Raw genomic sequence first — 18582 nt, forward strand, 5'->3', positions numbered from 1 at the left:
TTCTGCCCCGGCAAATGGGGCAGAGCACCCAAGTCGAGGGCGCAAAGTGCAAGATCGACGGGGCGGGGGTGGGCGCGGGGGAGGGCGAGGAGAGCGGGGTGGGAGGGAGGGGGGAGAGGGGTGGGTGGGGGATCAGAGGGGGAGTTTCATGCCCTCGTGGGTGGGGAGGAAGCCCAGGTTCAGGTAGAAGCGGTGGGCGTCGTGGCGGGTCTTGTCGGTGGTGAGCTGGACCAGGGCGCAGCCACGCTGCTTCGCCTGGTCGACCGCCCAGGTGATCATCTGTCGGCCGAGGCCCTGCCCGCGCAGGTCGGAGCGGACCCGGACCGCCTCGATCAGCTGCCGCTCGGCGCCGTGCCGGCTCAGGCCGGGAATGTAGGTGAGCTGCATGCAGCCGAGCAGTTCACCGCGTGCGTCGGCCACGATCAGCTGGTTGCGCGGGTCGGCGTCGATGGCGGCGAACGCCTTCTCGTAAACGGCGTCGATCTCCGCGAAGTCGCGGGTGCTGCCGAGCGGGTCGTCGGTGAGCAGGGCGAGTACGGCGGGCAGGTCGGTCCGGACTGCCTCACGGAAGATCACGTTGCTCATGCCGCCCAGCGTGGCACAGCGACCACGACCGATGGCCCGGTGCTGCTCACCGGCGCCGGGCGACATGAGTGCCATGGACATCCTGCCGCCACCGTTTCAGCCGATCTTGCAGCTGGCAGGCTCGCACGCGGAGCAGGCGGGTCAGCGGGCGATCAGCGGGCCGGGCAGCGCAGCCCCTCCCTGGGCACGGTCAGGTCGATCAGGTAGGCGTCGACGGCCTCGGTGATGCAGGAGGTCTGCGGGTACGCGGTGTGCCCCTCGCCCTCCCAGGTGAGCACCCGGCCCACGCCCAGCATCGCGGCCAGCTCGCCGGTCTGCTCGTACGGCGTCGCCGGGTCGCCGGTGGTGCCCACCACCAGGATCGGCGGCGCCCCGTCGGCCCGGCCCGTCGGGTACGGGTCGTGGCCGCCGGGCCACTCGGTGCAGGAGAGCAGGCCGACGGCCAGGGCCGGCCCGAACAGCGGGTACTTTGCCCGCCACTGCGACTGGAGCTGGCGGATCCGCGCCGCGCTCGGCTTCTCGTCCTCGTCGGCGCAGTTGACCGCCAGGTTGGCGTCGAACATGTTCGAGTAGTGCCCGTCGGAGTCCCGGTCGGCGTACGCGTCGGCGAGGCGGAACACGTCCTCCGGGTCGCCGCCCTCCAGCTTGTCGATGGCGGCGGCCAGCTCCTGCCACCCCGACTCGGTGTAGAGCGACGAGATGATCGCGTAGAAGACCCAGCCCGCGGTGGCCTCGCGGCCGTCGTCCCCGCGTACCGGCGACACCCGGGCCTTGTCGATCGCTGAGGTGACCGCGGCCCGGGCGTCCGGGGCGATCGGGCAGCGCCCGGCGTTCGCCGCGCACCACGTGGTGAAGTTGCTGAAGGCCCGCTCGAAGCCCTTGGCCTGGCTCTCCGAGCCGGCGACCAGGCCCTGCCGCGGGTCGACCGCGCCGTCGAGCACCAGCGCCCGCACCCGCTGCGGGTAGAGCTGGGCGTAGGTGGCGCCGAGCAGGGTGCCGTAGGAGTAGCCGAGGTAGGTCAGCTTGTCGTCGCCGACGGCGGCGCGGACCGCGTCCATGTCCCGGGCGGCCTGCTCGGTGCCGTAGAGCGGCAGCTGGTCGCCGTAGCGGTCGCCGCAGCCGCGCCCGATCTTCTGACTGAGCGTGACGAACCCGTCGAACGACTCCTGGCTCTCCGGGTCGGGGTCGTAGCCGAAGCTGGCGTCCAGGTCGGCGTCGGGGATGCACTTGACCGGGCTGGAGCGGGACACGCCGCGCGGGTCGAAGCCGACGATGTCGAACCGGTCGGTGATCGAGGCGGGCAGGCCGCCGAACGCCGGGCCGAAGGAGAGGTAGACGGCCGTGTCGACGCCGGAGCCGCCGGGCCCGCCCGGGTTGACGACCAGCGAGCCGATCCGGTCGCGCTGCTTGGTCGACCGCGCCCGCAGCAACGCGATCTCGAAGGTCTGCCCGACGCCCGGGCCGGTGGTGGCCCCGCTGCCCGTGCCCCAGTTGCGCGGCACCTTGATCCGCGCGCACTCGTAACGGACGTTCGGCGCACCCCGCCCGACCAGTTCCTCGGCCACCTCCGGGCAGGCCCGCCAGGTGGGCGCCGTGCCGGGGGCGGCGGCCTCGCCGCCGGTGTCCGTCCGGGGCGCGATCGCCGGCAGGGTGCAACCGGCGGCGATCAGCGCGGCGGCGGCCAGCCCGGCGAGGACGAGCCGGAACCGGCGGATCCGGTGGGAAGTGGGGGTCACTGGCGAGCCTCCGTGATCGGGTCGACGGCCAGGCTACGCCGGACCGGCGGCAGACCCCACGGTCACCGTCGGGTCGCCGCGCAGCACCTGGTCCACATCGAACCGTACGGGCCGGTCGAGCTGGTCGTAGCGGCAGGAGCGGGGGTCGCGGTCGGGCCGCCAACGGACGAACCGGGCGGTGTGCCGGAACCGTTCGCCCTCCATCGCGTCGTAGCCGACCTCGACCACCAGCTCGGGGCGCAGGGGCTCCCACTCGAGGTTGCGGGTGCCCGTCCAGCGGCTCACCCCGCCGGGGAGGCGCTGGCCGCGCTCGTGGTCGCCGTGCACCCACGGGTGCTCGGCGCCGACGTCGCGGTAGGGCTCCAACTCCTCCAGCAGCTCCGCGCGGCGGGCCATGGTGAACGACGCGCTCACCCCGACGTGGTGCAGGACCCCGTCGTCGTCGTAGAGGCCGAGCAGGAGCGAGCCGACCACCGGGCCGGACTTGTGCCACCGGAAGCCGGCCACCACCACGTCGGCGGTGCGGGCGTGCTTGACCTTGAACATGAGCCGCTTGCCCGGCTCGTAGGGCAGGTCGGCGGGCTTGGCGATGAGGCCGTCCAGACCGGCACCCTCGAAGACGTCGAACCAGCGGCGCGCGGTGTCGGCGTCGGTGGTGACCTGGGTGACGTGCACCGGCGGGCGCACCCCGGCCAGCGCCGACTCCAGCCGGGCGCGACGCCGGGGATAGGGCTCGTCGAGCAGGGTCTCGTCGTCGAGCGCGAGCAGGTCGAAGGCGACGAAGTCGGCGGGCGTGGTCTCGGCCAGCAGTTTCACCCGGGACGCGGCCGGATGGACGCGCTGGGCGAGCAGCTCGAAGTCGAGTCGGGGCTGCCCGCCCGGGCCGTCGCGCCGGATCACGATCAGCTCGCCGTCGACCACGCACCGCTCGGGCAACTGGCGGCGGGCCTGCTCGACCACCTCGGGGAAGTAGCGGGTCATCGACTTGCCGCCCCGGCTGGACAGCTCCACCTCGTCGCCGTCGCGGAACACGATGCACCGGAAGCCGTCCCACTTCGGCTCGTAGGTCATCCCCGCTGCGGTGGGGACCCGCGGGACGCTCTTGGCCAGCATCGGCTCGACCGGCGGACTGATCGGCAGCTTCACGGGGACCAGTCAACCAGACCACACCGACAGTCATGAGGTAGATCACGGTCGGTAGGCGGGCGGAGTGTCCGGCCGCGTGTCGCTCGTACCGCACCGGGCGAAACAGGAAACCGCAGGTGAGAGCTACTTTCGCGGAGTGTCGGAGTGGGTCTGCGGGTGCTGCGGTCGGTGGCGGGTGAGCGTCGAGCTGATCCGGGGCCGCCACCGGTACCGGCTGGTGCGCCGCTATCCCCGCCGGTTCGGCGGGGGCAAGGACGTGCTCGGCGAGGTCGGCTCGGTGGCGGAGCTGGAGGAGTTGCTGCGTCGGCGTACCCCCCTCGGGCTGGCCGACCTGCGCGAGGCCGCCTGACCCGGCGGCGGCAGGGCCCGGCGGCGGGGGCCGACGGGCGGGCAGGGCCGGTCAGAACCGGGCGAAGGAGCGGATCGGCATCCGGGGGCCGTACTTCGGCGCCTGGACGCCGCCGGCCGCGAGCAGCACGCAGACCCGCCCCCGGTGACCCCGGAACGGCTCCAGCAGGGCCAGCATCCGGGCGTCGTCACCGCGCGGCTCGCCCGCCAGTGCCCAGGCCACCGTGTTGGGTACGTGGTAGTCGCCGACGCTGACCGCGTCCGGGTCCCCGTACGTGATCCGCACCACCTCGGCGGCGGTCCACGCCCCGATGCCGGCGACGGCGGTGAGCCGGCGGGTGGCCTCGGCGGAGTCCGCGCACCGCTCCAGCCGGTCGGCGACGGCCGCCGCGCGGCGCAGCGTCTCGGCCCGGCGCTGCTCCACGCCGAACGGGTGGAACACCCAGTACGGGGTGGCGGCCACCGCCGCCGGCTCCGGCGGCAGCAGCAGCGGCTGCATCGGCCCGGGCGCCGCCTCGGCGAAGTGCCGGACCGTCGCCGCGTACGCCCGGTACGCCTCCTTCCCGGTCACCTTCTGCTCGAAGACCGCCCGCAGTAGCCGGGGGAAGACCTGACCGGTGGCCGGCATCCGCAGCCCCCGGTGCTGGGCCGCGAGCCGTGCCACCACGGGGTGGGTGGCGGCGAGCGCCGCGAACCCGGTGACGTCGTCCCGGAGCCCGGCGACCGCGTCCGCCCGTTCCACGACCCAGTCGGCTCCCGGGCCGTAGCCCTCGGCGAGCAGGTCGCCGCCGGCCGGCCGCAGGGCGAGGGTGGCGGGCCCGTCGGGGGTCCGGGTGGCCCACCAGAAAGTGCCGGCCGCGACGCGCGCGCAGGGGTCGTACGGGCTGAAGGTCAGCGCCCGGACCGACGCGGCCAGCCGGTACCCGGCGGGCGGGCGCAGCTCCCGACGCGCGGTGGGTTCGGTCCCGGTCACCACCCCACTCTGCCACCTCGGCTGGCCGCCCCCGGAGCGGCACCGGCTGGCCGCCCCCGGAGCGGCACCGGCTGGCCGTCCCCGGTGCGGCACCGGTGTGACGTCGCCCTCGGCGTGCCGGACGGCGGCGACCCGGCGGCACCGGTCGCGCGAGAGATGCCCGGCCGGTTTCCGGTTGTCCGTCCCGGTATGAGAGCACCCTCTGATTGGCCAGGATTTTTCGGGCAATTAATACAAATGCCCATCTATGAGTCTGGCCGGGCAGGGCTCCGGCATGGATCCGGTGATTCCTTGATGTCCCTGAGATGAACATGCTGCTAAGGTCCCATCGGCGCTGCTCGAAGCCCTGTCGTGACGAGACGGCCGCCCCTGCGGGATCGCGAGGATCAGCGGTGGGCGGGACACGGACTCGCTCCGATTCCTCGTACGACTCGTTGAGCAGCGCAACGGGGATCTGTCAAGAAAGGCACCAGTGATGACTGCAGGTGCGGTTGTTCGGTCGGAACAGGTCGCGTCGAGCGCTTCGCCGCACCACCACCAGCACTGACGATGGTCGCCGACGAGGCGGCCGTCCTGTCGGAACGGCCCCAGACATGATCGCCCTGCGCGTCTACCGCCTCCTCCCGCCGCCCGTCCGGCGCCGGCTGCTCGTACTGCTTCCCGCGCACCGGCGGCTCGGACTCGTGCGTACCTTCACCCGGCCCCGCGGCGGTGAGCGGGTGCATCCGCCCGGTTCGCGGGTGACGGTCACCGACGACGGCGCCCGCACCGAGGCCGAGGTGGTCGTCGCGGCGACGCCGCTGGAGATGTGGCACCGCAACCTCACGGCCGTCACGTCGGCGCTGGACGCGGCCGGGATCGACTACCACTGCCTGCGCAACGACGACTACCTGCGCAGTTCGGTGGCCGTCCTCGTCGACCAGCAGGCCGCTGTGCGTCGCCTGGTCCGCTCCGCGCCGGCGCTGTCGGGCGCGCACGTGCGTACCGTCGAGGTGCGGCCCGGGCGGAACCAGCCGGACCTGGCGCCGGCCGAGGTGATCCAGGTGTGGTTCCCGGTGACCGACGCCCGCGCGGGCGTGGTCCTGGGCGCCCAGTTCGCCTGCGAGATCGAATTCTGGACGCGCGTGGGCGACGTCGTGCGCGCACCCCGGCACAATGCGGTGATCGACGAGGCGCCGGCCCGGGCGGAGCCGGTGCGGGTCGCCGCGGCCCTGCTCAGTCACTTCGTACCGGAGGCGGACGACCACGTCTACGGCACCCGCCGCGACCTCGCCGTCCGGGCCCCGGACCGGGTGGGCTTCCCGATCGACGCGGTGTTCACCTGGGTGGACGGTTCGGATCCGGAGTGGCTGCGGCGCAAGATGGCCGCGCAGGGCGCCCCCGACGAGCCGCTGCACGCGGTGGCGGCGAACTCGTCGCGCTACCACAACCGGGACGAACTGCGCTACGCGATGCGCGCGCTGCACAGCTTCGCGCCCTGGCTGCGACGCATCTTCCTGGTCACCGACAGGCAGCTGCCGAGCTGGCTCGACCCGTACCACCCGACCGTCACGGTCGTCACGCACGCCGAACTCTTCGCCGACCTCGGTTTTCGATCGTCGTTCAACTCGCACGCCATCGAGTCCAGGCTGCACCGGATCGAGGGGCTGGCAGAGCACTTCCTCTACCTCAACGACGACGTGTTCCTGGGCCGGCCGCTGCTGCCGACCCACTTCTTCCACGCCAACGGGATCGCCAAGTTCTTCCCCTCCCCGGCGCAGTTCGGGTTGGGCGAGGCGAAGCCCAGCGACCCACCGGTGAACGCCGCCGGCAAGAACAACCGCCGGCACATCCAGCGGCAGTTCGGCGTCACCATCACGCAGAAGATGAAGCACACCCCGTTCGCGTTGCGGCGCAGCATCATGTACCAGATCGAGCAGATGTTGCAGGCGGACGTGACCGCGACGGCACGGCACCAGTTCCGTCACCACGGCGACCTGTCCATCCCGTCGTCGCTGCACCAGTACTGGTCGTACCTCACCGGCCAGGCGGTGCCGGGCGACATCGAGTACGAGTACGCCGATCTCGGTCACCCGTCGACGCCCGCCCGACTCGCCGAACTGCTCGCCCGCCGGGACCGTGACGTGTTCTGCCTCAACGACACCGACTCCGATCCGGAGGCCTTCGCCGAGCAGGAGCGGATGCTGGCCGACTTCCTGCCCCGCTACCTGCCCTTCCCGGCCCCGTACGAGCTGCCCGACGACGTGGTCGCCGAGCGCCGGAAGCTGGGCGCCAGCGCCCTGTGGTCGCAGTCGCGCGACGGGGCCCGGCACCGCCGCCAGGTGGACGCGCCGACCACGCCCGCCCTCGCCGCCCGCCGGCAGGTGGACGCGCCGACCACGCCCACCCTCGCCGCCCGCAGGCAGGTGGACGGCCAGACCGTGCCCGCACTGCGGGTCGGTCCGCGGCTGGACGCGCCCACACTGCCCTCGATGCGCATGGCCGCCGTCCGACCCAAGCAGGAAACCGCACCGCCCGGTTGGGGAACGCACCTCGATGACCAGCGGGGACAGCGGGGAGATTCCTGACCAGGTGCGAACCGGTCCCGTTCGCGGGCCGACCTACGCTTCGACCAGCTCGTCAAACATCTCTGCGAAACCTCAGTGGAGCCCACGTGGTAGGCCCTTCCCCCCAGGTCACGATCATCGTCCCGGTTTACAACGTCGCGGACTACCTGCCCGAGACGCTGGAGTCGATCGCTGCCCAGACCGCCTTCGACCAGTGCCACGTCATCCTGGTGGACGACGGCAGCACGGACGGCTCCGACACGCTCGCCAAGCAGTTCGCCGCCGAGCACCCGAACGTGACCGCGCTCCAGCAGGAGAACGCCGGCCCGGGCGCGGCCCGCAACCGGGCGCTGGACATGGCGGAGACCCCGTACGTCTCCTTCGTCGACTCGGACGACATCCTGCCGCCGCGCGCCATCGAGCTGCTGCTCAAGGCGATCGTGCAGCACAAGGCGAGCATGGCCATCGGGGACATGGACACCTTCCCCAAGCCCACCGCCTTCCTCTGGAAGAAGCCGTTCGGCAAGGGCGACCGCCTCCTGCAGAGCGTGGTCGACGCCCCTGACCTGATCTTCGACGCCGGTCCGTGCCACAAGCTGTACGACCTCGCCCAGCTCCGGCAGCACGGTCTGCGCTTCCAGGAGGGCGTCCACTTCGAGGACGCCTTCCTGGCGCTGCCCATGCTGCTCAAGGCGGAACGCATCGCCCTCGTCGACGAGGTGGTCTACCAGTACCGCAGGCGGGACGTGGGCACCTCGATCATGGACAACCTGTTCACCCGGGAGCAGAACTTCTGGGACCACCTGTTGCTCTGCGACACCATCGCGGTGCTCCGTCCCGAACTGGACGTGTTCCGCCGGGAGGTGCTCGACCGGTGGCTGGTGCGCAGCTACCAGGGCTTTGCCATGCGGGCGCACACCCTGTTCGAGGACGCGGACCTGTGGAAGATCTTCGAGACGTGCAGCCGGATCTACCAGGACGTCGACCCCTCGTTCATTGCCCGGTGGACGCTGGACACCCGGCACCGGGTGCCCTACCTGGCCTTCAAGTCGTACGACTTCGAGTTGTTCGCACGGCCCTCGGAGCGGCTGCGCGCAGTCGTCGCGTGCGGCGGCGACCTGCACCTCGACTACCCCGTCACGCCAGCGCTGCTCCCGCTGACCAAGGTCACCAGCGTGGGTGCGCGCGTCGAGCAGGTGCGGCTCTCGGCCTCCGGAGACACCCTCAAGGTCTCCGGGCAAATGCTGGTCAACGGCCTGCCGATGCGCGCCCCGATCAGCACCCCCCTCGGGCTGCGGGTGCGCGGCAGCAACCTGACCGTGCCGGTCACCGTGGAGCGGCGCGTCGACATGAAGGCCAGTGACGAGGACCGCGAGTGGTGCGGTTTCTCGGCGGAGATCCCCGTCAGCCAGCTGCGCAACGGGCAGCACAGCCTCCGGCTCGTGTTCGAGACCGGGACGGGCCAGGCGTCCCGCCAGTGCCTCACGACGGCGGCGTACCTCCGGGACGCCACCATGAAGCGGAGCGGGGACACCCGTATCCTGCCCACCTTCAGCGGGCGGGAAAACGTCGAGCTGCTGGTCCGGCGTCAGGGTGCCGCCGGGCGCCGCCAGTGGCAGCGGATGCTGGTGCGCAAGGACCTGCGGCACGTCGCCTCCCGGGCCCCGTTCTGGAAGTGGCGACTGCTCCGCCTGCTCACCGAGCCGCTCATGCGCCGACGGGACGTGTGGCTGATCGGTGAGCGTACGGACACCGCCCAGGACAACTCCTCGCACCTGTTCCGCTACCTCCGGAAGGTGGAGCGCCGGCGCAACGTCCACTACCTGCTGACCAAGGACAGCCCGGACCGTGCGCGACTGCGCGGGCTCGGCAACGTCGTCACGTACGACTCGTTCCGGCACAAGTTTCTGATGCTGCACGCCACCAAGCTGATCAATTCGTACGACATCGACTCGTACATGCTCCCGTCCCGGTGGGAACGGTCCCGCTTCCTGAAGCACCTCAACTGGCGCATCGGTCCCGCCCGGGTCTTCCTCCAGCACGGGGTCATCGAGAAGGACGTCAGCGCCGGCCTGCACCGTGGTCGGGCATCCCTCGATCTCTTCGTCACCTCTGCCGACCGTGAGGCGGAGTACGTGTCGAACGACCTCGACTACGGCGACATGGTGGCGAACACCTGCCTGCCGCGCTTCGACGCCCTGACTCCCGACCGAGGCAGGCGACGCATCCTGTTCATGCCCACCTGGCGCACGTACCTGGTGGCCCCGTCGTACAACCCCAACGCCCGGCCGCGGCTCGCCTTCGACGGGTCCGCGTACCAGACCTTCGTGTCCGATCTGTTCGGCAGCGAACGGCTGCGGGAGGCGCTGCGCCGGCACAGCTACAAGCTGGAGCTGCTCCCGCACTACGAGATGCGTCGGGTGCTGGCCGGTATCGTCCCTGAGGATGACTGCTTCGCCATGGCGGACCAGACGAAGCGGACCGTGCAGGACGCCCTCCGCCAGTGCGACCTTTTCATCACCGACTACTCCTCGACAGCGGTCGACGTCGCGTATCTCGGCACGCCGCTGATCTACGCACAGTTCGACAGCGAGGAGTTCTGGAAGATCGGCGGTTACCGGCGGGGCTACTTCGAGCACCGCGAGGACGGATTCGGCCCGGTCTGCGAGACAGCCGACGAGACCGTGGACGCCATCATCCGGTATCTGGAGAACGGGTGCGTCCGGGAGGAAGAATACTCCCGCCGGGCGGCCGAGTTCTTTGCCTTCCAGGACCGGAACAACTGTCAGCGGGTCGCCGCCGCCATCGCGGCCCTGCCGGGCCCGCAGCGATGACCGACGGACAGAGCCGCGAACCCGCCCGGGCCGTCGCCGAGCCGTCGGTGTTCGTCGACACCTACCGTCGGGTGCTCAGCCCGCAGGCCCGCCGGGCGATCGCCAGGCGACTCAGCCCGCAGACCCGGCACCAGGTCAAGCAGTGGGTGGCCCAGGTCGCCGGCGGGCAGCAGCCGTCGACGCGGTTGGCCCGCCGCCAGCCGGAGCTGCTGGCGGGCGCTGACCGGGCCCTGGTGACGGTGGAGCGCAAGACCCGGATCGGCCTGGTCCGCCCGGACGTGTCGCCCTGGTCGGCCCGCGCGGGCAACCTGGCCGCGGTCACCGAGGCGCTCGCCGCGGCGGGGGTGGAGCACTTCTGCGTACGCGGGTTGTCCGACCGCAACGCGGTGGTCGCCGTCGACGCGGGCGACCGGGAGCGGGTGCACGCGGCGCTCGCCGAGGCGTGCCGGCGGACGCCCGGGTACGTGGCCGAAGTCGCGGGCGGTCAGGCGCGCTCGTCGGCGCCGGGCTACGAGCCGCAGTCGTGGCGACGGCTGCGCGATGCGAACGTACTTCGGCTGACCTGGTACTGGACGGATCCCGGCCACCGCCTGGTGCTCGGCGCGCCGTACGGCTGCGACGTCGAGTTCTGGACCCGGCAGGACGACCAGTTGGTCGCCCCGCGCCGGAACCTGGTGGCGCAGGAGCTGCCGGCGGCCGGCCACGGCGTCGACGCACCCGCCGACCTGTTCACCGCCCTCGGGCCGGCGAACCCGGCGGTGACGGTCCGGACCCGGCCGGAGTTCGCGATCCGGCGCCCCGACGACGTGGCGTTTCCGGTCGACGTCGTTTACACCTGGGTGGACGGCACGGATCCGGCGTGGCTGCGCCGGCGCGCCGAGGTGGCGGGGCAGCCGTACCACGCGGAGGCGGCGAGCGCGGCACGGTTCCTCAGCCGGGACGAGCTGCGCTACTCACTGCGCTCCCTGCACACCTACGCGCCCTGGGTGCGCAACGTGTACGTGGTCACCGACGACCAGGTGCCGCCCTGGCTGGATCCCACCCGCCCGGGGCTGCGGGTGGTCAGCCACCGGGAGATCTTCGGTGACCCGTCGGTGCTGCCGACGTTCAACTCGCACGCCATCGAGAGTCAACTGCACCATATCGACGGGCTGTCGGAGCAGTTCCTCTACTTCAACGACGACGTCTTCCTCGGCCGCGACGTCACCGCACGGGACTTCTTCCTGGCGAACGGCATCAGCAAGTTCTTCCCGTCGCCGGCGCTGGTGCCGCCCGGCCCGCCCTCGGCCGACGACATCCCCGCGTCGGCGGCCGGAAAGAACAACCGGGCCCTCATCGCCGAGCGGTTCGGCACGGTGCTGACGCAGAAGATGAAACACATGCCGCACGCGTTGCGGCGCAGTGTGCTGTACGAGATCGAGGAGACCTTCGCGGCGCAGCACCAGGCGACCGCCGGCAGCCAGTTCCGCAGCGTCACGGACATCTCGGTCGCCTCGTCGCTGCACCACTACTACGCGTTCCACACCGGCCGGGCGATGCGGGGCGAGCTGGAGTACACCATCGCCGAGCTGTCCCACCCGGACACGCCCGCGCGCCTGGCGCACCTGCTCGCCAAGCGGGACCGCCATGTGTTCTGTCTCAACGACGCGTTCTCCACCGAGGAGGACCTGGCGGCCCAGGTTTCGGTGCTCACGCCTTTCCTGAACACCTACTTTCCGGTGCCCAGCCCGTGGGAGAAGTACTAACCGTCGATACGCCCTCGTTCGCCGTCAGTATCCGTCGTGCTGGTCAGGCGTTGGATCGGGTCGGGGCGGAGGTGGTAGCGCGCCGAGATCATCCGGTGGTCGGAGAGCGACGTCGGGGTCACGGTGCAGCCGAGCGGCGTGACGCCGGCTCCGGCGAACAGATAGTCGATCTTGATGCTGCCGAACGTCGGCCGCATCCTGCCCAGGTCGCAGTCGGCGCCCTGGTCGTACAGCGGCTGTAGGACCTGTTGCCGGCTGCCGGCCACGGTCGTGGCGGGGGTGGTGTTGAGGTCGCCGCCGATGATGGTCGGATATCCCCGTTCGTGGCCGCGGCGGGCCTCGGCGGCGAGCCGTGCGGCCTGCGCGGCCCGAACCCTGCCGTCCGGATCCTGCTGCGGGGTCGACAGGTGGGCGCCGCAGACCTGAACGCGGGGAGCACGCAACCGGACGCAGACCGCCGACCGCCGCTCCATCCATCTGCTGCCCACCGGCTTCGGCGACGGGAGCTCGACGAGCCAGGACGCCTGGACGGTCGATGCCCTGCCGGTGTCCGGCGAAAAGAGCCGTACCGCCACCGCCTGGCCGTACCGGTTCCCGTCGGCTTCACAGGTGGCCGGTCGGTCCACCAGCGTGCCGTGCCTGACCGCGGCCGTCGAGGCCTGGCGGAAGTACACCTTCCAACCGGCGCCGAGGCTGCGCTCCATCGCGGGCAGCAGGTCCGCGCACATCTCCTGAAGCAGCAGCACGTCGGCCGGACCATTCCGTGCCGCCGCACCGATGGCGGAGGCGAGCTGCTGGTGCTGGCGGCCGGCGAGACAGCGCAACTTGCCGTTGGCGCACACGTTCCAGGTGAGCACCGTCAGTGGAATCGGCGGGGGCGGTGCGGGAGCCGGCGAGGCGAACTCCACCGGCCTCACGGTGGCGGAGCGGCCGGCCGCAGGCCAGCCCGCGGCCACCGTCGCGCCCGCGCCGACGGTCAGAGAGCCGGCCAGCGCAAGCACCACCGGCAGGGGCCTCCGGCTCCACCTCGGCGTCACGCCGCCCCTCTCCCCGATGACGGCGCGTTCGTGCTGTCGACCATGGACACCCGCAGCCGTCGCCGACCTGCCAGCCTACCGGTCCGTGGGCATATGGGCGGACACAGGGGAACGTTTCGCCCGCCTGCCCGCGCTGGCGGTTCAACGGCCGACGGAGAAGATTCCCGGCGGCGGCGGGGTCGAGTCGGTGGCGCCGGCATCGCGGACCACCGGGGCGCCGCCCGCGAAACGGTCGAGCTCCTCGCCGGCCAGCACCCGACCGGGGAACCAGTCGCCGGCGGCGCGCCGGGTCAGCTCCGGTACCGGCGGATCCACCCGCCCGGCCACCAGCACCAGGTTGCCGTAGCGCCGCCCCCGCAGCACCGCCGCGTCGCCGACCAGGCAGGCCCGGGGCAGCACCGACCGGACCGTGGCGACCTGCCCCCGCGCGTGCCGCAGCGGCGGGCCGTCGGCGACGTTCGCCAGGTGGAAACCGGTGGGACGCAGCACCCGGGCGACCTCGGCGGCGTACTCGGCCGAGGTGAGGTGCGCCGGGGTGCGGGCCCCGGCGAAGACGTCGGCGACCACCACGTCGTAGCTGGCGTCCCGGCTGGCGGCGAGCACCTCGCGGGCGTCGGCCACCCGCACCTTGAGCCGGGAATCCGGCGGCCACGGCAGGGCGCGGCGGACCAGCTCCACCAGCGCGCCGTCCACCTCGACCACTCGCTGGGTGGAGCCGGGCCGGGTGGCCGACACGTAGCGGGGCAGGGTCAGCGCGCCGCCGCCGAGGTGCAGCACCCGCAGCGGGGCGCCGGCCGGGGCCACCAGGTCGATCGCGGCGGCGAGGCGCCGGACGTACTCGAACTCCAGGTGCGTGGGATCGGCCAGGTCCACGTGCGACTGCGGGGCGCCGTCCAGCAGCAGCGTCCAGGATCCCTGCCGGTCCGGATCCGGCACCAGCTCGGCCTGGCCGGTGTCCACCCGCGCGGCCACCGTGTCGGCCGCCCGCCTGCGTCCCATCAGCGCCGGGCCCGGGCGGCGGTGGTGAGCACCCGGTGCAGCAGCCGCGCGTCGCCGAGCAGCGCCCGCAGCCGGCGCTCCAGGCCGGCGATCGGGATCAGGTTCTGCGGTGCCCGCGGGTCCTTGTAGGGGGTGGAGGCGAACCGGGGCAGCGTGACCAGCGACAGGTCGGCCAGGCCCACCGCCTCGTCGACGCTCAGCTCGGCGGAGCACTCCATCCGGACGATGCCCGCCCACGGCGCGCCGGTGGCCACCGGCAGCCGCAGATACCACGACCAGCCGCCCCAGGCCGTGCCGAGCTTGAACACCGGGGAACGCTCACCGGCCTTCAACTGGATGACCACGGCGGTCAGCCGGGCGTCGAGGTATTGCTTGTGCTGCGTCTTGATGTAGCCGAGGGTGCGCGGCAACTGCCGCCGGCTGCGCAGCGGCCCGTCGACCACCAGCAGGTCGCCATCCGTGCGGGCCGCCCCCGAGACCTCCACCTCCAGCGCGGTCAGCGGCCCCTGCACGGCGGCCGGGAGCTTGTTCAGCTCGCCCGTGCCGGTGACCCGGTGCACCGGGTAGCGGACGCTGCCGGCCACCACGTCCACCGCCGACGGGCTGGCGGTGAACAGGCCCCGGCCGACCCGGGCGCCGGCCAGTTGCGCCGCGCCGCGCTCCAGGTCGCACCGGACCACCCCGGCGGCGTACGACGCGGCCAGGCCGGGAAAGGACGCGCCGTCCTCCTCCGCCGTCCACACGCTCGCGTCGATCCGGCGCACCCCGTCGACGAGCAGCACCACGTCGGGGGCGCGGACGCCCGCGCGCGGCCCGATCGCCCGCCAGTCCACCGCCGGCAGCTCGACGTCCGCGTCGACCTGGGCGCTGCTCTGCGCGGCGGGACCGTCGCCGGACGCCTCGAACGAGGCGCCGTACGCCGGATCCCACGCGTCGACGAAGAACCGGGGGTCGGTCACCGCAGCGATCCTTCCGTCGCGGACGCCGGGACGCCGCGGCGGGCCCCGGTCACCGGCCGGTCCGCTCGACGCGGGCCGACCGGGCGTCCTTGCTGACCTCGAAGCGGACCGGGATGCGTTCGGCCAGGGCCGGCACGTGCGTGACCACCCCGACCATCCGGTCGCCCCGGGCGGCCAGATTCTCCAGCGTGGCGGCCACCGTGTCGAGGGTGGCCGCGTCGAGCGTGCCGAAGCCCTCGTCCAGCACGATCGACTCCAGGCTCGCCGCCGTGGTGGACAACCCGGCGAGCTGCTCCGACAACGCCAGCGCCAGCGCCAGCGATGCCTGGAAGGTCTCGCCGCCGGAGAGGGTGCGCACGCCCCGGCGCAGCCCCGCGTCGTGCTGGTCGACCACGAAGAACTCGCCCTTGTCGTGCACCAGGTCGTACTGCCCGGCGGAGAGCTCGCGCAGGATGCCCGAGGCGCCGTCGACCAGCAGGTCCAACGCCTCCGCCAGCAGCCACCGCTCGAAGTTGTTGGCCCGCAGGTGCCCCGCGAGGGACCGCGCCACCTGCGCCTCGCGCTCGTACCCGGACCGCTGCTCGCGCAGCCCGCCGGCCTGCTCGCGACGCCGCTCCAGCTCGCGCAGGTCGGCCTCGGCCCGCTCCAGGGCACGGTCGGTGGCGCGTACCGGATCGTCGGCGGCCGGCAGACCGGCGGCGGCGAGGAAACCCGCGATGCGCTCGCCGACGCCGGCGGCCACCGCCTCGGCCTCCGCCACCGCCCCGGCCCGCCCGGCCCGCTCCGTGCGCCGGCGCTGCGCCTCCTCGCCGGCCCAGCCGGTGAGGGCGGACCAGGCGGCGCCGAGATCCTCCCGGTCCGCCGTCGGCGGCCCGAACCGGCCCAGCCCGTCGCGGGTCGCGTCGAACGCCCGCCACGTCGCCCGCAGCCGCTCCTCGGCGGCGTCCACCGCGGCCCGGGCCCGCCGGGCGGCGTCCCGGCCGGCCCGCACCGCCGTCGCCGACTCCTCCAGCGCCCTGCGCAGCCGCGCGTGGTCGTCCAGCTCACGGCGCAGCACCGCCGGCTCGGCGGCTCCGGCCAGCTGGTCGTCCAGCTCGGCCAGCCGGGCCTGCACCTGGTCCTGCCGGGCCCGCGCGCGCATCAGCACCCGTTCCCGCTCCCGGGCCGCGCCGTCGCGCTCCTGCACCACGGACTGGGCGGCCTTGCTGGCGGCCCGCGCCGACCGTCCCGCCGCCGTGGCGGCGGCCACCGCCGAGTCGGCCGGCACCGCCGGCACCGCCGACACGGTCTGCTCGCAGACCGGGCAGGTCGCCCCTTCGCGCAGGTGCGCGCGCAACGCCACCGCCTGGTCGGTCGCCTTCGCCTCCTCGTGGGCGCGGAAGGCCGCCTCCAGCTCCGCCTCGGCCCGTTCGGCCGCCGCGCGCGCCTCGGCCAGCGCCGCCACCGCCGTGCCGTGTTCGGCCCGCGCCGCGGTCACCGCCGCCCGGACCGCCTCCGCCTCGCCGGCCAGCTTCTCCCGGTCGGTGTACGCCCGCAGCAGCAACCGCAGCGCGCTCTCGTCGCCGGCGGCGGCCAGCTCGCCGCGCAGCTTCTCCTCCCGCTCCTCGGCCAGCGACACCGCCGTCGCCGCCTCGTCCGCGCCGGCCCGCGCCGAGGCGACCGCCCGGGCCACCTCCGCCACCCCGTCCGGTGCGCGCACGGCGGTCAGCACCGCCAGGTCGGCGTCGAGGGCGGCCAGGGCCGCGCCCGCCTCCCGCGCCGTCGCCCGGGCCGCCTCCAGCTCCGGTACGGCGGCCGACACCGCACCGGCCAGCTCCCGCATCCGGTCGACCTGCCCGGTCGCCGCCTCCAACGCGGCGTCGTCGACGTCGGTGAGCCCGGCGAGTGCCTGGTCGACCGCCTCCAGCTTCGCCTCGGCCTGCACGGCCCGCGCGGTCGCCCTCTTCTGCACGTCCTCGTAGACCCCGAGGCCGAGCAGGTTGACCAGGATCTGCTGCCGGGTGGCCGGCTTGGCGTGCAGGAAGTCCGCGAACTGCCCCTGCGGCAGCACCACGCAGCTGGTGAACTGCTCGTACGGCAGCCCGACCGCCTCCAGCACGGCCTGCTCCATCTCGGCGGGCGTGCCGGCCACCACCTCGCCGAGGTCGTCCGGGCTCAGCCCGGTGTCGAGCTTGGTCACGTCGAAACCGGCCGGCATCAGCTGCAACCCGGCGTTGGCCGTCTTCACGTTGCCCCGGCCGTCCCGGCGGACCACCCGGGTCGCCACGTAGCGGGAACCGGCGGACTCGAAGACCAGCCGGACCCGCGCCTCGGTGGCCGACGGCGCCAGGGCGTTGGTCAGGCCCCGCGCCCCGCCCCAGCGCGGCACCGTGCCGTAGAGGGCGAAGCAGATGGCGTCGAGCACCGTCGACTTGCCGGAGCCGGTCGGCCCCACCAGCGCGAAGAAGTCGGCGTCGGTGAAGTCGATGGTGGTCTCGTCCCGGAAGACGGTGAAGCCCGCCATGTCCAGCCGCATCGGCCGCATCAGTGCTCAACCTCCTCGATGAGCTCGTCGAAGAGTTCCCGCACCCCGTCGTCGGCCTGCCCCCGGCTGTCCAGGTAGTCGGCGAAGAGCTGCCGGGGCGAGCGGCCCGCCCGCTGCGCCACCCGGGTGCCGCTGCCCGGGGCGGGCACCAGCTCCGGGTCGATCCGGATCTCCAGGGCCTGTGGGAGCAGCTCCTGCACCTCCTCACGCAGCCCGGCACGCGGCTGCTCCCGGACGTACACCCGCAGCCAGGCGTCCGGCACCGCCATCTCGGCGAGCTGGGCCAGGGTGCCCCGGACCGTGCGCAGCGCGGTGGCGGCGGTCACCGGCACCTCCCGCGCCTGCGCCGCCGTGGTCGCGGTGACCTCGACGATGGTCACCGACGGCACGTTCTCCTGCTCGCCGAAGTCGACCGCGAGCGGGCTGCCGCTGTAGCGGATCGGGCAGGGGCCCTGCACCCGCTGCGACCGGTGCAGGTGGCCCAGCGCCACGTAGTGGGCCGTCCCCGGGAACACGGTCGCCGGCACCGCGTAGCCCAGCACGGTGTGCGCGTCGCGCTCGCCGCCGCCGGTGGTCGCGCCCACCACGGTCAGGTGGCCGGTGACCAGGTGCACCCGGTCCGGTTCGGTGAAGCTCTCGGTCAGCCGGCCCAGCACCCGGCCGAGGTGGTCGGCGTACGTCTGGGTGGTCTCGGCGGCGGTCAGGTCGTACATCTCCACCGCGCGGATGGCGTAGCGCTGGGAGAGGAACGGCAGCGCCGCCAGCCGCCAGCGCTCACCGCCGGCGGTGGTGCCGTCGATGACGTGCTCGTCCGGGTTCTCCCGGACCCCGCCGCGCAGGGTGATCCCGGCGGCCTCGGCCCAGGGCCGCAGCGCGTCGAGGGCCTGGCCGTTGTCGTGGTTGCCGCCGATGGCGACCACGTCGGCACCGGTGCGGCGCAACGCGGTCAGGGCCCGGGTGACCAGCCGGGTGGCCTCGGGGGTCGGGGCGGCGGTGTCGTAGAGGTCACCGGCGACGATGACCAGGTCGGGCGCCTCGGCGCGGGCGACGTCGATCACGCCGGCCAGGACGCGTTTGTGCTCCTCGGCCCGCGACTGCCCCTTGAGGACCTTGCCGACGTGCCAGTCGGAGGTGTGCAGGATCTTCACGG

General features: G+C 73.2%; 13 protein-coding genes. 4 read left to right on the forward strand and 9 right to left on the reverse strand.

Going from position 1 to position 18582, the window contains the following annotated elements; genetic code table 11:
- Positions 1-132 precede the first annotated feature (132 nt).
- The 3 genes from AB0D32_RS15620 to AB0D32_RS15630 form a co-directional block, all read right to left on the reverse strand.
- On the reverse strand, positions 133-585 hold the full coding sequence (locus tag AB0D32_RS15620; protein ID WP_357090031.1) for a GNAT family N-acetyltransferase: 453 nt from the start codon (positions 583-585) through the stop codon (positions 133-135).
- Between the two features lie 152 nt (positions 586-737).
- Entirely contained in the window at positions 738-2321 is a 1584-nt protein-coding gene (locus tag AB0D32_RS15625; RefSeq protein ID WP_357090034.1) for an alpha/beta hydrolase, read from the reverse strand.
- A gap of 33 nt (positions 2322-2354) precedes the next feature.
- A complete protein-coding gene (locus tag AB0D32_RS15630; protein ID WP_357090037.1) occupies positions 2355-3467 on the reverse strand; it encodes an ATP-dependent DNA ligase in 1113 nt (370 codons plus the stop codon).
- Positions 3468-3603: 136 nt separating this feature from the next.
- Here AB0D32_RS15630 and AB0D32_RS15635 point away from each other — a divergent pair, with 136 nt between their 5' ends.
- Entirely contained in the window at positions 3604-3816 is a 213-nt protein-coding gene (locus AB0D32_RS15635) for a hypothetical protein (RefSeq protein ID WP_357090039.1), read from the forward strand.
- 51 nt (positions 3817-3867) lie between these two features.
- Here AB0D32_RS15635 and AB0D32_RS15640 read toward each other — a convergent pair whose 3' ends face one another.
- Positions 3868-4788, reverse strand: coding sequence for a DNA-3-methyladenine glycosylase 2 family protein (locus AB0D32_RS15640; protein ID WP_357090042.1), 921 nt, complete (start codon positions 4786-4788; stop codon positions 3868-3870).
- 593 nt (positions 4789-5381) lie between these two features.
- Between AB0D32_RS15640 and AB0D32_RS15645 the strand changes: the two genes are divergently transcribed.
- The 3 genes from AB0D32_RS15645 (at position 5382) to AB0D32_RS15655 (ending at position 11913) form a co-directional block, all read left to right on the forward strand.
- Positions 5382-7355, forward strand: coding sequence for a stealth family protein (locus AB0D32_RS15645; RefSeq protein ID WP_357090044.1), 1974 nt, complete (start codon positions 5382-5384; stop codon positions 7353-7355).
- A gap of 86 nt (positions 7356-7441) precedes the next feature.
- A complete protein-coding gene (locus AB0D32_RS15650; protein ID WP_357090047.1) occupies positions 7442-10168 on the forward strand; it encodes a CDP-glycerol glycerophosphotransferase family protein in 2727 nt (908 codons plus the stop codon).
- Complete coding sequence (locus tag AB0D32_RS15655; RefSeq protein ID WP_357090049.1) at positions 10165-11913, forward strand: stealth family protein; 1749 nt, start codon at positions 10165-10167, stop codon at positions 11911-11913. Before AB0D32_RS15650 ends, AB0D32_RS15655 begins: the two co-directional genes overlap by 4 nt.
- On the opposite strand, the gene AB0D32_RS15660 is transcribed toward AB0D32_RS15655, so the two are convergent.
- The 5 genes from AB0D32_RS15660 to AB0D32_RS15680 form a co-directional block, all read right to left on the reverse strand.
- Positions 11910-12917, reverse strand: coding sequence for an endonuclease/exonuclease/phosphatase family protein (locus AB0D32_RS15660; protein ID WP_357090052.1), 1008 nt, complete (start codon positions 12915-12917; stop codon positions 11910-11912). The genes AB0D32_RS15655 and AB0D32_RS15660 overlap by 4 nt on opposite strands.
- Positions 12918-13091: 174 nt before the next feature.
- Positions 13092-13949: a fused MFS/spermidine synthase gene (locus tag AB0D32_RS15665; protein WP_357090054.1), complete on the reverse strand. Its 858-nt coding sequence runs from the start codon at positions 13947-13949 to the stop codon at positions 13092-13094.
- Positions 13949-14908 (reverse strand): hypothetical protein, encoded by a 960-nt coding sequence (locus tag AB0D32_RS15670; RefSeq protein ID WP_357090057.1) that lies wholly within the window; start codon positions 14906-14908, stop codon positions 13949-13951. The genes AB0D32_RS15665 and AB0D32_RS15670 overlap by 1 nt, the downstream gene beginning before the upstream one ends.
- 49 nt (positions 14909-14957) lie before the next feature.
- Positions 14958-17432: an SMC family ATPase gene (locus tag AB0D32_RS15675; RefSeq protein WP_357090060.1), complete on the reverse strand. Its 2475-nt coding sequence runs from the start codon at positions 17430-17432 to the stop codon at positions 14958-14960.
- On the reverse strand, positions 17432-18580 hold the full coding sequence (locus AB0D32_RS15680; protein WP_357090063.1) for an exonuclease SbcCD subunit D: 1149 nt from the start codon (positions 18578-18580) through the stop codon (positions 17432-17434). Before AB0D32_RS15680 ends, AB0D32_RS15675 begins: the two co-directional genes overlap by 1 nt.
- Positions 18581-18582 lie beyond the last annotated feature (2 nt).

This window comes from Micromonospora sp. NPDC048170, from assembly GCF_040652795.1.
GTDB lineage: Bacteria > Actinomycetota > Actinomycetes > Mycobacteriales > Micromonosporaceae > Micromonospora.

Bases quoted from the DNA above. Each gene is read 5' to 3' on its own strand.
- AB0D32_RS15675 (WP_357090060.1), bottom strand. From the start codon at position 17,432: ATGCGGCCGATGCGGCTGGACATGGCGGGCTTCACCGTCTTCCGGGAC.
- AB0D32_RS15665 (WP_357090054.1), bottom strand. From the start codon at position 13,949: ATGGGACGCAGGCGGGCGGCCGACACGGTGGCCGCGCGGGTGGACACC.
- AB0D32_RS15655 (WP_357090049.1), top strand. From the start codon at position 10,165: ATGACCGACGGACAGAGCCGCGAACCCGCCCGGGCCGTCGCCGAGCCG.
- AB0D32_RS15620 (WP_357090031.1), bottom strand. From the start codon at position 585: ATGAGCAACGTGATCTTCCGTGAGGCAGTCCGGACCGACCTGCCCGCC.
- AB0D32_RS15645 (WP_357090044.1), top strand. From the start codon at position 5,382: ATGATCGCCCTGCGCGTCTACCGCCTCCTCCCGCCGCCCGTCCGGCGC.